The sequence below is a fragment of the Paenibacillus sp. B2(2019) genome, from assembly GCF_008370385.1.
Lineage (GTDB): Bacteria > Bacillota > Bacilli > Paenibacillales > Paenibacillaceae > Paenibacillus_AQ.
Genome location: NZ_VTZR01000025.1, coordinates 179,910 through 195,329, shown reverse-complemented (window position 1 = coordinate 195,329; position 15,420 = coordinate 179,910). Strand labels below are relative to the sequence as shown.

19 protein-coding genes are annotated in these 15,420 nt (G+C 43.8%); all 19 read right to left on the bottom strand.

What is annotated here, in order from left to right; genetic code table 11:
- Position 1 precedes the first annotated feature (1 nt).
- Positions 2 to 2,428 carry a tape measure protein gene (locus PAENI_RS25965; protein WP_149647233.1) on the bottom strand — a complete coding sequence of 809 codons (2,427 nt, stop codon included), beginning with the start codon at positions 2,426 to 2,428 and terminating at the stop codon, positions 2 to 4.
- 56 nt (positions 2,429 to 2,484) lie between these two features.
- Complete coding sequence (locus PAENI_RS25960) at positions 2,485 to 2,949, bottom strand: hypothetical protein (protein ID WP_149647232.1); 465 nt, start codon at positions 2,947 to 2,949, stop codon at positions 2,485 to 2,487.
- Positions 2,950 to 3,192: 243 nt separating this feature from the next.
- Positions 3,193 to 3,600, bottom strand: a complete 408-nt coding sequence (locus PAENI_RS25955; protein ID WP_149647231.1) for a phage tail assembly chaperone — start codon at positions 3,598 to 3,600, stop codon at positions 3,193 to 3,195.
- A 35-nt stretch (positions 3,601 to 3,635) separates the two neighbouring features.
- Positions 3,636 to 4,097: a phage tail tube protein gene (locus tag PAENI_RS25950; protein WP_149647230.1), complete on the bottom strand. Its 462-nt coding sequence runs from the start codon at positions 4,095 to 4,097 to the stop codon at positions 3,636 to 3,638.
- Complete coding sequence (locus tag PAENI_RS25945; RefSeq protein ID WP_149647229.1) at positions 4,098 to 5,414, bottom strand: phage tail sheath family protein; 1,317 nt, start codon at positions 5,412 to 5,414, stop codon at positions 4,098 to 4,100.
- A 3-nt stretch (positions 5,415 to 5,417) separates the two neighbouring features.
- Entirely contained in the window at positions 5,418 to 5,612 is a 195-nt protein-coding gene (locus PAENI_RS25940) for a hypothetical protein (RefSeq protein ID WP_149647228.1), read from the bottom strand.
- Positions 5,609 to 6,031 (bottom strand): phage tail terminator family protein, encoded by a 423-nt coding sequence (locus PAENI_RS25935; RefSeq protein ID WP_149647227.1) that lies wholly within the window; start codon positions 6,029 to 6,031, stop codon positions 5,609 to 5,611. The genes PAENI_RS25940 and PAENI_RS25935 overlap by 4 nt, the downstream gene beginning before the upstream one ends.
- Positions 6,032 to 6,033: 2 nt before the next feature.
- Positions 6,034 to 6,438: an HK97 gp10 family phage protein gene (locus PAENI_RS25930; RefSeq protein WP_223179006.1), complete on the bottom strand. Its 405-nt coding sequence runs from the start codon at positions 6,436 to 6,438 to the stop codon at positions 6,034 to 6,036.
- Positions 6,435 to 6,806 carry a hypothetical protein gene (locus PAENI_RS25925; RefSeq protein WP_149647226.1) on the bottom strand — a complete coding sequence of 124 codons (372 nt, stop codon included), beginning with the start codon at positions 6,804 to 6,806 and terminating at the stop codon, positions 6,435 to 6,437. The genes PAENI_RS25930 and PAENI_RS25925 overlap by 4 nt, the downstream gene beginning before the upstream one ends.
- A 2-nt stretch (positions 6,807 to 6,808) precedes the next feature.
- Entirely contained in the window at positions 6,809 to 7,180 is a 372-nt protein-coding gene (locus PAENI_RS25920) for a phage head-tail connector protein (protein ID WP_149647225.1), read from the bottom strand.
- Positions 7,119 to 7,493 carry a hypothetical protein gene (locus PAENI_RS25915; protein ID WP_223179004.1) on the bottom strand — a complete coding sequence of 125 codons (375 nt, stop codon included), beginning with the start codon at positions 7,491 to 7,493 and terminating at the stop codon, positions 7,119 to 7,121. The genes PAENI_RS25920 and PAENI_RS25915 overlap by 62 nt, the downstream gene beginning before the upstream one ends.
- A 36-nt stretch (positions 7,494 to 7,529) precedes the next feature.
- A complete protein-coding gene (locus PAENI_RS25910) occupies positions 7,530 to 8,573 on the bottom strand; it encodes a major capsid protein (protein WP_149647223.1) in 1,044 nt (347 codons plus the stop codon).
- A gap of 23 nt (positions 8,574 to 8,596) precedes the next feature.
- Positions 8,597 to 8,968, bottom strand: a complete 372-nt coding sequence (locus PAENI_RS25905; protein WP_149647222.1) for a hypothetical protein — start codon at positions 8,966 to 8,968, stop codon at positions 8,597 to 8,599.
- Between the two features lie 18 nt (positions 8,969 to 8,986).
- Entirely contained in the window at positions 8,987 to 9,628 is a 642-nt protein-coding gene (locus PAENI_RS25900) for a phage scaffolding protein (protein ID WP_149647221.1), read from the bottom strand.
- Between the two features lie 144 nt (positions 9,629 to 9,772).
- Complete coding sequence (locus tag PAENI_RS32025; protein WP_188114693.1) at positions 9,773 to 9,934, bottom strand: hypothetical protein; 162 nt, start codon at positions 9,932 to 9,934, stop codon at positions 9,773 to 9,775.
- Positions 9,891 to 11,696 carry a minor capsid protein gene (locus PAENI_RS25895; RefSeq protein ID WP_149647220.1) on the bottom strand — a complete coding sequence of 602 codons (1,806 nt, stop codon included), beginning with the start codon at positions 11,694 to 11,696 and terminating at the stop codon, positions 9,891 to 9,893. The genes PAENI_RS32025 and PAENI_RS25895 overlap by 44 nt, the downstream gene beginning before the upstream one ends.
- Positions 11,693 to 13,192: a phage portal protein gene (locus tag PAENI_RS25890; RefSeq protein ID WP_262495741.1), complete on the bottom strand. Its 1,500-nt coding sequence runs from the start codon at positions 13,190 to 13,192 to the stop codon at positions 11,693 to 11,695. The genes PAENI_RS25895 and PAENI_RS25890 overlap by 4 nt, the downstream gene beginning before the upstream one ends.
- 20 nt (positions 13,193 to 13,212) lie before the next feature.
- The gene (locus PAENI_RS25885; protein WP_149647219.1) at positions 13,213 to 14,487 is read right to left on the bottom strand and encodes a PBSX family phage terminase large subunit; all 1,275 of its coding nucleotides are present in this window, start codon (positions 14,485 to 14,487) and stop codon (positions 13,213 to 13,215) included.
- On the bottom strand, positions 14,471 to 15,376 hold the full coding sequence (locus tag PAENI_RS25880; protein WP_149647218.1) for a terminase small subunit: 906 nt from the start codon (positions 15,374 to 15,376) through the stop codon (positions 14,471 to 14,473). The genes PAENI_RS25885 and PAENI_RS25880 overlap by 17 nt, the downstream gene beginning before the upstream one ends.
- Positions 15,377 to 15,420 lie beyond the last annotated feature (44 nt).

Below are 15,420 nucleotides of genomic sequence, written 5' to 3'. Positions count from 1 at the left end.
TTTAGTTATAGAGACCCTTCGCGGTACTAGCGATCTCTTCATTAAGCTTCTGCGTTATCTTTGACACAATCGAATCAACATTCGCCTGATTGGTTACTGGACCAGTCTTCATCTGAATAGTTGGTGTCAATGTCACAAAGTTTTGAATATTCTTCATTTCGGCGACATCACGCATAACCTTTAGGTCTTCTTTACTTATATCAATTGGCTTTTCCACTTTGCCGAGTTTATCGACTTTTTTGAGCTTCTTCTTGTCATCGTCAGCGGATGCCATTTCTGCAGTAGTCGCTGCTCCGGGTGGCAATATCGTAAAAGAATCTTTAGCTCCTTTTAATGCTTCATCAGCCGCTTTATTGTCACCACTACCAAAAAGATTCGCTCCTTTATCGTAACCAGCATTATACGAATCACCGTAATCAAAACGCTTAAGACCAATTCCCTTTTCTTCTAGAATGCTGTCTATATCAAGATCTTTTGCTTGGTCCTTATATTTACCATTACCGTATTCTTCTACGGCCTTTTCTGCCATACTACCAAGACCAGATCGCCAACCAGCTACTGTATCTGCCATACTACTACCAAATATAAAATCCATTGCTTTTGCGATCTTTTCCAATATCCCTAGTACACTATCTGCTAAATCGGCAAATAAATTAATAACAGCCCCAATTGGATCGTTAAATAGATTCCCAAAGAAATTGGCGAAGCTATTCCAAATGTCGAAGAAAAATTCTACAACACCAAAAACCAATTCTAATAATCCAAAAAAGAGATTACCTATAAAGGCCCCCACCGCAGCAAAGGCACCAGCAATAACTCCTGTAGCAGAAATTGATTTCCCTGCAAATTTATTGATTGCAGCTATTACAAGATAGAACAGAGCAATCAAGGCTATGATCGCGAGGATAATCCATGTTATTGGACTCGCGAGCATCGCAGCATTAAGTCCCCACTGCGCTGCTGTTTGAGCAGCTGTAGCCGAAGTAGCTGAAAGTGTAGCACCAGACAATGCAGCTTTTATGCTGGCAGACGCAAGTTCAACCGCCGAGGTTATACCGCTCCATACAGAAATTGCAATAAGTGCACCTTTATATAAACCTAATGCAGTTACAATCCCTAAAACAATAGGTTCGAGTATTGGCCAATAGCTAGACATGAAGTTGTATACATTAATTAATGCAGTCAACAAATTATTTGCCGCGTCTGCGGCGCCAGCAATTCCTGATTTAAAGTCTTCTATGAACGCCGTTCCTCCCGGGCTATTTAACATATCGTTAATACGCTGGATTAATGGTCCGAATGTTTGAAGAGCAGAATTTTTCAATTCATTCATTACGTCGCCAAATGTCCGAGGCATAGAAGCGAATTTCACATTAATATCATCAGCTGCGTTGAACATAGCTGCCTTGATGATATCCGAAGTGATAGTCCCGTCAGCACTCATTTCTTTGAGTTGACCCTTTGTCTTCCCAGTAACATCTGCAATCGCAGCTGCCAACATTGGAGCATTTTCCATGATAGACCTAAATTCATCCCCTTGGAGTTTTCCTGCGGCCATCGCTTGAGATAATTGATACATCCCAGCTTGTTGTTCCATCGTGCTGGATCCACCAATACGGAATGACTTTTGCATTAACTCTGTAAAAGCAACTAATTCGTTGTTAGACTTAAATGCTTCGCCTGCCAAAGTACCCATTCTACTTATAACCGCTGCCATATCTGTGTAGCTACCTTTAGCACGATCAGCGGACTCAAAAATTTTATTTTGAAGTTCTGCCGTGGTTTGCATCTTGTCATTAATTAAATCTAGGCGAGCAATTGTGTTAACGTAATCATCACTTATTTTCGTTCCTAATCTAATACCTTGAATACTCAAATATGCCGCTGCGATATTCTTCATGTTACTAAACCATCCACTACTCGCCTTCCCCGCGTCACGAAGATCTCCGTTGGCTTGTCGCTGCAAATCAGTAATTTGTTGTTCAAGTCGGGCTATGCGTTGCAAAGCTGAGGCTAGCTGTGCGGCTTGATTTGAGTCGGTTCTGGTAGTCGTTCGTAGTCTATCCATAGATTGAACTAGTCGTAACACCATGCGCTGTAAGCTTGTAAACGTAGCACGTAAAGCAGGTGGCATCTCCAAATCGATGTTTGCTTGTATGTTTCGCAATCGTGATTCGATGAGCGCTCTTGCGGTATTTACTTGTTGTAGGAGTCCTGTGTGATCAATGGTAATCCTTAATACAGGTTGTCGAAGGCGTTCCGCTTGCTGAACAGCTTGACTCGCGTCCATCCTTATAGAGATAGGAGATTCTACAACTCGCTTCAACCTCTCCATACGTGCTGTAACTTCTAGTACCTGGTTAGCTACACGCTGCATAGGGCTTGAAAAACTGTCAAGCATTTTAAGGGTACTGGATACTGTTGTCACTCAATTATCACCTCCTGAAAAAATAAAAGCCGCCATATAGGCGACCTCTAAATTATTTATAGTTGAATTGTTTGCTTTGGATTATTTGATATTATAGGTCGTATCTTATCAATGAATTTAGCCGCTTCAAATGATTTGGGATTGTCCCGGAACATTAATACAGCAAGTTCATTTGCAGAATTAATGTAGTTCATAATCAAGTATGGGGTTACCGTTCGCTCCTTTTTACTAGTTGCTCTTGCACCAACAACTAATCCGATAGGACCGAATAAAAGCCCACCGGCAATCCCCTTTGCTGCGCTGCTATTCACGATATGCGCAATCTCAACATCAGTCTTAAAATCAGCTGCTTGGATCTGCGACAAATTGACAATAAATTCGGATCCACCACCAGTGATTACTAACTTCCCCTCGTTTATTCTGAGTTCACAATGAGTATTTTCAGCAATCGGCAATCCCTCTGTATGGAATAGTGAAGCGCCAAAACTACCGTTAACCTCTTTCTTCTTAAAGATACCCATGCACAACCTCCGTTGCTTTTTCCCTATATTCTACCACATAGTGAAAAACGTGAGAGGGTAAAAATTCCTATTTCTTTGCTTTTACCTTTGCTGCATCTTTCTTTTCTTTCTCAACACGTTCATTAACCGCAGCCATGACAAAGGCCCTTTCTTGTCGCGAAAGAGCCATATATTCATGAGGCCACTTATGGAACTTATGGAGGGCGTAATATGCATAATTCGCATCAGCATCACCCTCCCGTATTAGTTTTTTGCTTCTTCAACCAAGTCTGACATTTCTGCATCAAAACCACTCAACTCACTGATCTTTTGAGCCAATGTTGCAATCTCCCCAGCTAACAGCACCTTCTGTACATACTCTTCAGGGGATGCACATCCCAATTTTTTAATACTGGTAGCATCTTTAAAATTGGGCTCTACGCAATTCCGGATTATTGTCTGCAGATTAAATCGACCTGAATCAAATTCAAATTTACGTCCTTTTTTGGGGATCGTGCAAGACTTGCGAGTTTCGTTGAATTCCTGATCTGTCATTGCCTTAATCTTAAAAGAAAGAACCTTTCCCTCTTTATCCTTAAAACGTGACGATACTACAACTTCATCAGTCAAGCCATCCACAGGATTTTCGTTCAAAAATTCTTGTAAACTCATATTAATAATTCCTCCTATTATAATTCCGTTTTAATTTAATTGGTTGGCGCGGTGAATGATTGACCCATATCAATATCTTCAAACGTAAAATCAATATCTTCTTCCAATGCATCTGATTCAGTATCCAAGGATACCATCACCACACTATCTAGGTTTACCCCTAGTAACGTTACTGTTTGTGAGCCGATAGTGGACCCTGGATCTTCGTTTGTAACGGTAATATCAAAGTTAGTATCTCTACCCGTTTTAATATAATCTAGCATCAGCTGACGGAATCTGCTGGTTACATAGTAGATTGTCATACTACCAGTACCCGACCATCCAGTAGTTTTATGCTGAGTACCACGGCGGCCTAATGTTTTAACTTCAGCCTTCTCCTTTTCAACTGATGCTTCAAGAGTCTTGATGTAGAACATTTCCTCTACCTGACCATTGATTGTGGCGTAAGCCCGCCCCTCTTGTCCGCTAATCGTGTCATTTGCTTTTAAGAACGACATTTATCTCACCTGCACTTTCATATATACTTTTTCGATACTATCTACTGGTTGAATATTGGCTTCGACATAGATGGCATCTGAATCAACACCAGGAAGTACCGTGATATCCGCCTGGGCATCAAAGTTTTGAATGGCAGAAATGCCCTGAAGATTATCCAGGTAGATCACTGCCTCTTTACGAAACAGAGCTCGTCCATCAACATTGTTTGATACCTTACCGATGTAAAATGATTCAAAGATACGCTTCAAATCATTCGCAATACCATCCAGCACACGGAGCACACGGTTTTTTTGAAGTTGTTTCCCCTTCTTTGGAGTGTAAGAGAGGAAAGTATTAATATCCTGCTCAACCACAGCCCGATTAACGGAAGGGGTAAAGACAAATTCTCCGGCTTTTAACGCTGCCTCGATCTGTGTGTTGGTGAAGCGTGGGGCTACATCTACAGCATCATCGTAAGCCGAATAAGTTAGAGACTCATTCATCTCAGCCGCTGCCGAAGCACCAGCTACCCAAGCAGTGGCCTGCGCTGCTGTAAGTATGGTCCCATCTGAAAGAACCACTCCATTCTTGACGCTGATAACACCTTCGAAATCAGCTACAGGGTAGTTCTCAAGTGTTGCCTGTACCTTTTTACCCTCTGACTCTCTCAAGCGCCGTACAAAGGCAGCATATACCGCTTTGAGTGCATTGTCCGTGGATGTCAGCGCCACTGTCTGGAAATCGTACAGCTCTAGTGCAGCTAGATATGCAGTATGATCCGCATTAGTTACAGTGCCGTTTGCTCCACCAATCAAAGGAGCGCCTGCATTTGCTGTCAGTGTGCCAGTCCCACTCCATACAATCCAGTCATTTGGTACTAGTGCAGCTATGTTAGCAACTACCTGCGTGTCCACCACTGCATTATCCAGCAACGTTTTTACATCAAACTTGCTACCGTCATCAATGTTGGTTTGTACGACTACCTTAAGTGAATTACCTCGAATGCCACCATATCTTGCTGTAGCTACCAAGGTCCCAACTGTGACCGTTGACTTTGTTCCGTCATTGAGTTTGTACAGCAACACTGTCCGAGCTCTTTTAAGTGCCTCACGCACCATCAATAGTTCCGGGGCTGTAATGTCATAGCCAAGCGTTTTGAATGTATCCTCACCAGCTATAATCGGTGTGATCACCTTAGCCGCTCCCCAAGGAAGTGTTAGCGCTAAAGAGGTTATTCCCCTGCTGCCGACTGTACCCAATGCACCTCCATTTGTTTCCACGTTGATATATACACCAGGTCTTACTTTATTTTGAGTGGTCCATGTTCCACCGGCCATAAACTATTCAGCCTCCTTATTCTTAAATTCTTCGATGACCTGCTGTGCCTCGGCCGCCGTATACAACTTTTCCGGCTCCAGCAGCGCCGACAGGACATCTTTATCCTGGTATGAGTATTTGGTAGAGTTCAAGAACTGCTCCTTTGTATACGAAGCCTCAGGAGCTTCAATAGCTTCCTTTTCATTTTTCACACTCACTTAATACCGCCCCCTTGCTTCATAGTCTGCATTTTTACATCCGTTGCTTTCGTCCTCACGACATGGTAGTTATATTGGATGAAGAAATGCAGCACTCCATCCACAATTTCATCACGCATGCCGATACCGCGGTATCCTCCCTCAGCGCCTGTCACATACTCTAATTCTGAGTACAGTCGCTCAGCCATGAGCTCGCATTCTTCCCGGGGTGCCGAGGCATCCTTGTGTGGAAAGTAATGAACATCGAAAGAATTCAAACGCCGATACCGCCGATTAATTTCCCTATTTTGACCGCCTTCGATGCGCAACACAAAAAAGCACGGCTGCTTCATGCCCTGCTCCACTGCTTCATCATAAACCGGATACTCCGGAGTAAATAACGATAGCTTCTTTATGAGTGCGTTTTTGATATCCTGCATACTCACCGTCCCAAGTGTTTCTCCATGTATTTCTTAAGCTTTCTCTCCATGATCCCCGGCAACTCTCTCTCAAGTTCCTGCTCGGATAAGGTCAGCATGAATTTACCGTTAACCCAACCGGTCCGTAGTCTAGTGACGTGTCCAAATTCTACATAGAGCGCATATTCAACATTATTTGTGATCTCTACGTGGATACCGCCACCAGGTAATCTAACTACCTCACCGATCTGCCAACCTCGCCTCAAGTCTCCGCTTAGAACCGGAGTTCTAGCTATAGTCTTCGCCAGTAACCGTCCTGCAAGCTCACGAATACACTCCTCCATAAACGCTGGAAATTCATTTTGCATCCGTTGAAGGTTCTTCTGAAGCTTTTTAACATCGGAGAAATCGAATTTACCCATGCTCATGCGTTCAGGACCTCTTTTAGCTTAATCACCTGATGAGTGGCATACCTGAATGCCTTACCCGCCTGCTCTCCTTTGAACTCCATGCCGTTCTGCTGAACCGTGATTCGACTTCCTGGCTTGATAGTTACATCAGGAGAGATAAACAGCTTAGCATCGTATTCCACCCTGTCTGACGTTACGGTCTGTGTTGCGCTTGGAAGAGTTGATTGAGAGAGTCCACAAGGCTCGTCAGCCAACACAACGACAGGCTGCTGCCGTGTTTTACCGCTTACTGGATCTTTTACATCCTTCATTTCTGAAACAGTACATAAGCCTTCATAGGTGCTCTCCAGCGCTGCACGTTCCGCAGCTACCATTCCAAATTGCATAGTTACCACCTCAATCTGCGAAACGCTTGCAACTGAGCCCCATAGTTCCGCACGAAAGCTGCTCCAGATCCGACCGTAACCGTAGCCTTAGCGGATCCGAACGCTGTTGTAACATCCCCGCGCTTGATACTGGTTACAGCTGGTGTAGTCTGCTCAAACTCTGTCGAGTACTTCGTCCGGTAGTAATCCTCAGCTATATGCAGAACCACATTATCCAAGGCTTCTGGAATAGATGGTATGTTGCAATAAGTTTTAATCTCCTGGACGATAGTTTCCAAAACAAACAGCAGTCTACTATCCTTACTGGTATCTTCAAACGGTATCAGTAGTAATTGTTTCAGTCGAATTAGATACTTTTGGATCTCCTCCGGCATCTGCTTCACCTGCTTTCAGGATAACTGCAAGCACTTCCTTTATCTTCGAAGCTTCGCCCAAGTCAATACCATGTTCCTTAGCATATTTCTTGAGTGCTGGCAGTTTCATTTCTTCCAGCGGCACATCCTGTTGATCTTCATCTTCATCAAATTCAGGTACATCTTCACGGCGGATTACTCCATCTTTAATCAGGGATTCTATTTCACTAGGGAGGATCAAAATCTTATCACTCGCCTTATAGAATTTCCGATTGTATTTCGCTCCAGTTATCAGAGATATCTCGATTCTCTTTTCTTCAGACACTCTCATCATCCTTTCAAAATAAATAGGAGAGGCGTTAGCCCCTCCTTAAACCACTTTCGCAATAAAAATATTGTCGATAGTTTCAAATGATGGCAGTGTGATTGCAGAAACGATAGTTTCTACACTAACTGGGTGTGGCTGCTTAATTGTTGTGATGGCCACACCTGTATTCACGATAGAAACTTCTGCGCTTGTTGCCCCGCTCATAAGATCAGCTTCTTCTGGAGTAGTACCATACCACGTTTTACCCAAAGCACCGTCTGGAATCAGTGTGAAATAATCATCTGGATAGAATTGGTGTGAGCTGCCATCTTGTAGAGCATATTTCTTGTTGTAAACCGCAACCGTCAATCCCAGTTTGGACTCCAGGTATTGACGCATCAGCGCATCAGTCATGATGATGTTTAGCCCGCCAAGAGGATTCATGTCCAAACGCACCTTTTCGTTAGCTAGAATGTTATTCCACGTTTTACGAGTAACGATCGCCTTAGTTGGACGTACGCCTTGCTCGTCTTCAATCGTATCCTGCCATTCTTTGATGTCACCCACGATATTAGCTGTTGGATCGTCCCATTTGTCTGATCCTGTAAGAGTAGTCTTATGTCCAGACTTCATTTTGTAGTCATAATCATAGTCGATTCGGTTGGCAGTGATTCGGATTTTACCCGATGATAGTAATTGCATACGCATACGCTCGGCGTTAACCTCAGCGCCGTTAACCAAATTGGCTCTATCATCATAAATTTGAGTAATCAAAGACTTTACATATTCACCATTGTTCGATTCCAGGAGTCTCAGCAATTCTTGACGATCCTTTTCTTTCAACAGCATAGCCTCGCGGAAAAATGGCATCTCTGTTTCTACCTTGCCGAAACCAATACGGTCTCTCAGGGTTGCTTTAGCATCGAATTCTGATGGCATCAAGGCTACAGGCAGTCCTCCTGCTCCTTTAATCCAACCAATATCTAAACCAAGCTTTTTTGCTGATGGAAACAGCGTTGCTCCCAGATATGGAATAGCGTTTGATGGGTTAGCCGCAATATAAGCCGCGATCTCTGGAGCTCTTACTAAATCTTGAATGTTAGGCATAATTAATTTTCACCTTTCCTTTCTTAGTCGATAAATGTGATCTGCTTCAATGCTGTCAGTTCTTCAGCAGTAGGAGCAGTCAGGATTTTATTTTTATTAATGAACGCATGAATGAGCATCGCCCCTGGTGCTGGACCACTTGTTACATCTGTATCATTCAACAGAACACCTTCAGCATTGGATACTCCAGTAGTGGTTGTAGCCTTGACCGCCAGTTTAGTATCGTCAGCAATCACACCGCCACCTAGAATAGTTCCAGCTGGCACAATCTTTTTACCATCAGCGTTAGCTGTAACACCTGCATCGCTCACCGTGACGGCAATTGCTACATAGTGATCTGGGAATTTAAGAATTTCTTTCTTATTCCCATAGGTAGTTTCTTTAAATTTACTCATTTTGTTTATCCTCCGTTCTTATTTAAAGTAGCTTTCTCGGGCTGTATCCAACCCTTCATTGCCTTTAGTAGATTCAGCCAATTGCTTGCCGAAGCTACCAACCTTGTCATCGCCTTGTTCGCCCTTAGATTGATCCTTGCCGTCCAATAGAGAGGTTCCTTTAAACTTGAACCCTCCACCACCGCCTTTATCCTCGGTTTTAAACAAGTAGGCATCCGATGTTTGTAAAGCCTTAAGCTGCTCGTCTAAGCCGACCAATTTACCGTCATCACCGATGACCAGCCTTTCCTTGTCTATTAGTCCAGTAACATGCTTCTCGTTATGCACCTTACCAGTGAGTGCAGCAGAAATAGCATTGTCCAACTTAATCTGTTGCAGGTCGGCGTCATATTTTTCCTTTGCTGTCTTGTTATCAGTTTTGAGCTGGTCAATCTGCTTCTTTAGGTCATCTGACAGTCCGGCAGCTTTACTCAGATCCTCGATTTGCTTGTCCCGATCAGCGACATCCTTCTCTGCCTGCTGCTTAGCCGTAGAAACTTCGTTATACTGACTTTTCGGAACAAAGTGCTTCGGAATCTCTTTGCTAGCATCTGCAATAGCCCCGTCAATCTTGGAATCTTCAACGCCCACCTTCTTCAACAACTCTTTCAGCCAATCCATATATCATCTACCTCCATAGATTTGTATAGCTGCTCTCCAGCTTAGGGAGTGAACCGATATGCTCCGGTTCATGAGCAAATAGGCCACGGCAGTCTCAACCGTGGCCCAATATAAAAAGCACCCTCGCATATTGGAGAGTGCTTTCTATGATTGATCTTTTGTTTTATCCTTCAGGTGATCAGGCAACGGCGGAAGCTGCTGCATCAAATGATCAACAAAATCATCGCCGGTCTTACTGAAATCCGGACTTAAAGGTACGTCATCATATTCGCGGATCGGTTTTTGTTGCTGTGAAGTCTTCCTCATATACCCACCCCATTTCTTTTGCTAGCCTTAGCAGCACCTGGTAATCAAAGTACTCATCTTGTGCTGTTTTTGACATTGTAGCATACTTCTTATCCTTTTGTAACACTGCATTGATCTCCAAGAAAATGCTAGGGAGTACACTACGAAGTGCCACTCCATCAGCGGTTGATTTATCCGCATTTACAAAGCTTATTCCCCCGTTATGCCCTGTAGCAACCACAGTATCAATTGAGAGGTAATCACCCAGATTCATGGAGTCTTTAACATTGACCCTCGTTCCTCGTGGATGGTTGTGTGTCAATATAACTGATCTAGGTGAAGCTTCTCGGAGTTTTCGGTCTACTTCCTTGCTGAATGTTATCTTATTGACGGAACCAGAAAGGCGAGCGATTTCTTCCCCAGTGGTTTTATCCAGTATCACAAGAATTTCTTTTGCTTCCTTGTATCCACTTCGTGCAACTTCGCGGTTCACATCTGCTACCTTTTCCAAGACATCATCTGACAAATTCGGCAAGTCTGCGAAGTAGCTGGCACGCGGATTATATTTCCGGTTTACCACACCCCGTCGAGGTTCCTCTACTCCAGCTTCGAAATCATCCATAGTAGGTAAGGACATCGATTGTTGCTGTGGTATTGGGATATCCTTTGTTGGTCCACCTGGAATCTCGATAGTAGGCAATGGAGTTTCAGGTGTCTTCTTGGATGGCACCTCTACGGTAACTGCATCAGAGGCTTCAGGAGCATATTTCTTTTCCCACTCTGGATATGTTATGTCCTCTGGTACCTCGTAAGTCTTACCGTCTTCGTCACGAGCTACCCTCTCTTTGATGTTATCATCATAGTGCGGTATAGTCGTGGATCGGCAGTGACCATGCATAGGTGGATAATTAACATTAACCTGAGCATCTTCAACATCAAATACCTTACCGTCTAGATCTCGGCAAGTAATGGAAGTACGGCTGTCTAGTGTGGCAGTGTAACGGTATTGCTCTACCCCAAGTTCTTTGTAGCCAGCTATACGAGACTGCCCTGCGAAGTATGCTGATTCCGTCAGTATTAACCGCTCTGCATTCTTCCGTGACACATCAAAGCGCTCCATAAGTTGCTCTACCATTTGCTTAGATGTATCACCACGAATTAATCCCTGAGTAAAGATATTACGAAGAGTTCCAGTCAGTTTGACGCGATCAGTCCATATACGTTGGGAAAAGCTGCTGCCATCCGGCGCCCAAGGTGCGGATAAGATAGCTTCCAATTGCCGCTTATCTACCTTAGAGAATGAGGTTCCTATACCGATACCCTTTTCAAGTTCAAAAATACTCCGATAGTAACCGTCCTTGTAGACGTTGCCTAGTAGCTCTGTTGTCCCTACCAGACGCTTAGCGGATAATTCCTCGACATGTTGCTTCATCTGTAGCTGAATGGATTCTAAGCGAGTCACACGCACTCTTATACTGGCATTCTCTAGTTCCTTCATCCACCGCTGATCTATGGCGTTTTCTTTACCACGAGCAATGTAATCTTCAACGGTCCACTTGAATTCTTTGAGCTCGCCTGCTTTGAGAACTTGTTTAGCAGCGGATAAGCTAACAATCCCGTTATTATCTGCGAACTGCTGATAGAAATTGTTAACGTCCGTCTGGATGGATATCTGAGCCTTGCGGTATTCCTTATTCATTGCCTTTGTGAAAGGTACACCCTTATTTAGTAGTGACTCATTCAGTTGTTCCATACGTTTAGACCAATATACCTCTGACCTCATTGGTCACCAGCTCCAACCTCTACAGGGGGCTTATCATCGGTCAAACCTCCATACTCCTGAGCGCGATCCATAGCAGCCTTTTCCTCGGCTTCCTTGCGCTTCAATTCCTCTCTGGTATCTGTCACCCATGGATGGTTAGCGAGTATGGTTTCATCTGAGACGATCCCTACGCTGTTCTTGGCATCAGTGATAACCTGTGATTCATTAATTACGATATCCCGGTTAAATAAGAAATTGACTGTCTCGTCTGAGAAGTCTTTCTCCGTGGTATTGAAGATATGTTTATCAACGAACCACAAAAGTTGCTCAAGTGCTGCTTGGAATTCGTTTTCGATATCGTTAGCGTCCATATCCAGATCAGCGTAAAGAAATTTCAAGGCTTCACCACTTGGAGCCGTTGCGAAAGAATCAGACTGAGTATCTACACCGCGCCCAAACTCGTAGATATCGTTTCTAGTCATGTCCATGTGATTCTTATATGCTTCAGTGTCGATCTCAAGATTCAACGTATCCACACCACTGTTATCGTCAGCAGAAACCTTGACGGCTTTTAGTATTGAGAGGTTACGACGAAATTCGCCTAGATCAGATCCTTCATAGCCTCTGATTACATAAATGCTGTTTGGTAGATCCTCGAGATTATTACTATTATCTGATTTCTTCTGATCATACTCGTCAATCTGAGATTTTAATAATGAGATCAGCGGCATTTCATCCTCGTTATACTTGAAGCAAATGAACGGTATACGCTCCCAGTTGAGAGCTTGTGTCTGATTCGCAGAGTCAATTACATTAAAATGACTACTGAACTCACCTAACTCCACATCCGGTATGAGTCCGCTCGTAGTAGGCACAGTTAGAGAGCCCTTACCGATCACATAACGGTTAACACCTTTAGAGTGCCAGAATTCAACCTTCTGGATAGTTTTTTTCTTTTTCCCTTCATAAGCTTCAACCTCATATACACGGATAAGAGCATCCAGCTCTGTATGAGCGGCGTCTTTCCATAGCGGTTTGATTTCTTCAGATGGCAGCTTTTTAAACCGGAAATGACCCTCTTCGTCATAATAAACATGCAACCATGCGCGCCCCTTTTTAATGCTCTCCTTCAACAGGCTTTTTAATAGTCGTTTAAATCCTTTATCAAAAATCCCTGTCAATAAGGCATCATAAACTTTGTTCTCAGTCTGGATGCTCATTTCCTTACTAAGCAAATAACCAGCTTTTTGATCAACGAGCTTTCGCAAGAATCCATGAACGATCTTATTATTAGCGAGGTTTGTAGCTTCTACCAGCGCCCCGCCTTCTCCAATGGTCATTCGCTTACGTTCTAAGATATCTGCCTTATTCCGATAGTAGCGTTCGCCAGCAAGCATATCCTTACGTCCCTGAGAAGATAACCAGTCATCGATTTCCTGCTTAATGATCTCCTCGTCTGTCATAGCTGACGCTGCACCTTTTTCGATGATTCGGATAACTTCCTCCGTTGTACTCAAATAGGTTTCCTCCTCTCCTATTAATCAAATGAGAATGAAGCCGGACGCATTACGATGGTGTTCACGAAATATCGGTCACCGTCCATTTGGTGGTCATTTTGCTTGATAGGCTTCTCCTCACCGCGGTCAGCTGCCTTTTCATCCCATATGTAGGACGAAAACTCTCGAAAAGTTTCCTTGCAACAATCATTGTAGAGAATCTTTCCGGTATTCAGCGCCGAAGCTACATTACGGATGCCTTCTAGCACATCGTTTTTTGCCTTTTTCACTATGAACTTGCCGTATTTCCTCACAGTAGCTATAAAGCTTGCTGCTGAAGGGTCAATGATAAGACTTTGTAGAGATACATCTCCAACAAATTCAACCAAATCATGATAGTACTCTTCATCCGTCTTCTGTTGGCTGTGTTGGCGGCCGTCATAGTGGTATTCTTTCACCTTGTACCAGACACCAGAAAAAAGCCCCCACAGCCCGAACGTCATCGGGTTTTGGGTGCCGTAGTCACAAGAGATATGATATTTACTGTAACGGCGATCCTCTGTCTTAACAGTGTGCTTGTCCCGGTCAAACATGTCATATATAACGCCTTCTGCCAGCACCCAGAGTCCGAGGATATAGCGCTTATAGAATATCCCGCTGTACATCCGGCGATAGCGCTCCTTAACACGTTCTGACAAGGAGAGATTATCATCCATAGTAAAGTGAAGATGTAACGCAAGCTTCGTTACCAGTTGATCCAGCCATTCCAACTTAAACCAATGATAAGGACCAGCCGGGTTACAGTTAAACCAATACTTTGCTCCATCTACTGAACAGCGGGCAGTTGCTTGTTCTACAAATGAGCGCGGCATCAAAGCCACCTCATCAAAGAACATTCCTGCCAGCGTAATCCCTTGTATCAAATCCTGGCTTCGCTCATCCTTACCGCCAAACAGGTAGAAGTCGTTACTTACCGCCCCCCTGCTGATAGTTAGATAGTTCTCTGCCCTATGATCCACTACAGTGTATCCTCTGGAGTAAAGCATTTGCTTCAGCGGGCCTATAAGGTTGCGTCGAAGAGCACCTATAGTCTTTCCTGCCATCCCTAAGTTCTCACCATTGAATGTTTCAGTGGCCCAGACTATAAATGAGAAGGACATTGAGGATGTTTTACCGGAACGGACCGCACCATCACAAATCAAAGCATCTTTATCAGCATGTGGGCTTTCACCTTGCATCCACCAAGTAAGAACCTGGATCTGCTTACGAGATAACGGTTTCCATTTGAAAATAGCAGCTTTACGCTTCACTTTCATCTGTCCACACTCCCCTCGCTTGAGACTTGAGAGCCTCAATAAAGCCATCGTCTGGCAAATCATTAGCGTCTGGAGGAGTCATACCCTTAATTTCAAGCTGTAGTTTCTGAACGCGGAGCTTAGTTTCTTCGTCCATGTAGCCTAGATACTTCTCCAGCTTATCCAGTGCCTTGAGCTTGTCATAAAACTTTATACTAAGACCTTCACGTCCCTGCTTTACCTCGCTCACTAACGTTCCGTCTACCTCTTCTGAGGATTTAAAGCGCATATAGCTTACTGGTCTCGTAATTGGATCACCTTCGTTATCTAACACTGGACCGTGTTCACTCATAACTGTTTCTTCTTGGGACCCGAATTCCACATAATCAGAAGTATCAGCAAATGCAATTTTAAGATACTCGGCGATAACCCGATGAACGCTCAACCCGAGCTCACCAACCATCTGATCCTTCAACCTTGTGATTTCTGCCTGAATTTCAGGTTTCCTCAGGTTTTCCCATCCAATGGAATAAGCTGCTCTCTTTGAATAACCGGCAGCTAATGCAGCCCGAGTCGCGTTAAAGTCTCGCATATATTCGAGTACAAACATTCTTTGCTTGTCAGTTAGCTCAGCTTCTACTTCAGGTGGATCACCCCGAGCCACTTCTTTTTTCTGCTTGTTGGACTTCGGTTTCTTTTGTTGTACAACACTTTTCTTTTCTTTTGGCTGTTGTACAACGTTATTTGATGATTGTTGTACAACACTCCATTTGTCACGTTGCTTCCAGACCGCTACCTTCTTTTCGTCAATGTCCAGTTGCTCCGCTATCTGCCTGTTTGTTATTTCCCCACCGTGTTCACGCCATATCTCTAGTGTGCGGTCACGGTTTGGATCGCGTGCTCTTGGCATTACATTATCACCACCCCCGTATTTAAAGCATGAAAAAAAGCACC

Excerpts from the sequence above, each read along its gene's own strand:
- PAENI_RS25960 (WP_149647232.1), bottom strand. The coding sequence starts at position 2,949 with ATGGGTATCTTTAAGAAGAAAGAGGTTAACGGTAGTTTTGGCGCTTCA.
- PAENI_RS25955 (WP_149647231.1), bottom strand. The coding sequence starts at position 3,600 with ATGAGTTTACAAGAATTTTTGAACGAAAATCCTGTGGATGGCTTGACT.
- PAENI_RS25950 (WP_149647230.1), bottom strand. The coding sequence starts at position 4,097 with ATGTCGTTCTTAAAAGCAAATGACACGATTAGCGGACAAGAGGGGCGG.
- PAENI_RS25945 (WP_149647229.1), bottom strand. The coding sequence starts at position 5,414 with ATGGCCGGTGGAACATGGACCACTCAAAATAAAGTAAGACCTGGTGTA.
- PAENI_RS25935 (WP_149647227.1), bottom strand. The coding sequence starts at position 6,031 with ATGCAGGATATCAAAAACGCACTCATAAAGAAGCTATCGTTATTTACT.
- PAENI_RS25930 (WP_223179006.1), bottom strand. The coding sequence starts at position 6,438 with ATGAGCATGGGTAAATTCGATTTCTCCGATGTTAAAAAGCTTCAGAAG.
- PAENI_RS25925 (WP_149647226.1), bottom strand. The coding sequence starts at position 6,806 with ATGCAATTTGGAATGGTAGCTGCGGAACGTGCAGCGCTGGAGAGCACC.
- PAENI_RS25920 (WP_149647225.1), bottom strand. The coding sequence starts at position 7,180 with ATGCCGGAGGAGATCCAAAAGTATCTAATTCGACTGAAACAATTACTA.
- PAENI_RS25915 (WP_223179004.1), bottom strand. The coding sequence starts at position 7,493 with ATGATGAGAGTGTCTGAAGAAAAGAGAATCGAGATATCTCTGATAACT.
- PAENI_RS25910 (WP_149647223.1), bottom strand. The coding sequence starts at position 8,573 with ATGCCTAACATTCAAGATTTAGTAAGAGCTCCAGAGATCGCGGCTTAT.
- PAENI_RS25905 (WP_149647222.1), bottom strand. The coding sequence starts at position 8,968 with ATGAGTAAATTTAAAGAAACTACCTATGGGAATAAGAAAGAAATTCTT.
- PAENI_RS25900 (WP_149647221.1), bottom strand. The coding sequence starts at position 9,628 with ATGGATTGGCTGAAAGAGTTGTTGAAGAAGGTGGGCGTTGAAGATTCC.
- PAENI_RS32025 (WP_188114693.1), bottom strand. The coding sequence starts at position 9,934 with ATGAGGAAGACTTCACAGCAACAAAAACCGATCCGCGAATATGATGAC.
- PAENI_RS25895 (WP_149647220.1), bottom strand. The coding sequence starts at position 11,696 with ATGAGGTCAGAGGTATATTGGTCTAAACGTATGGAACAACTGAATGAG.
- PAENI_RS25885 (WP_149647219.1), bottom strand. The coding sequence starts at position 14,487 with ATGAAAGTGAAGCGTAAAGCTGCTATTTTCAAATGGAAACCGTTATCT.
- PAENI_RS25880 (WP_149647218.1), bottom strand. The coding sequence starts at position 15,376 with ATGCCAAGAGCACGCGATCCAAACCGTGACCGCACACTAGAGATATGG.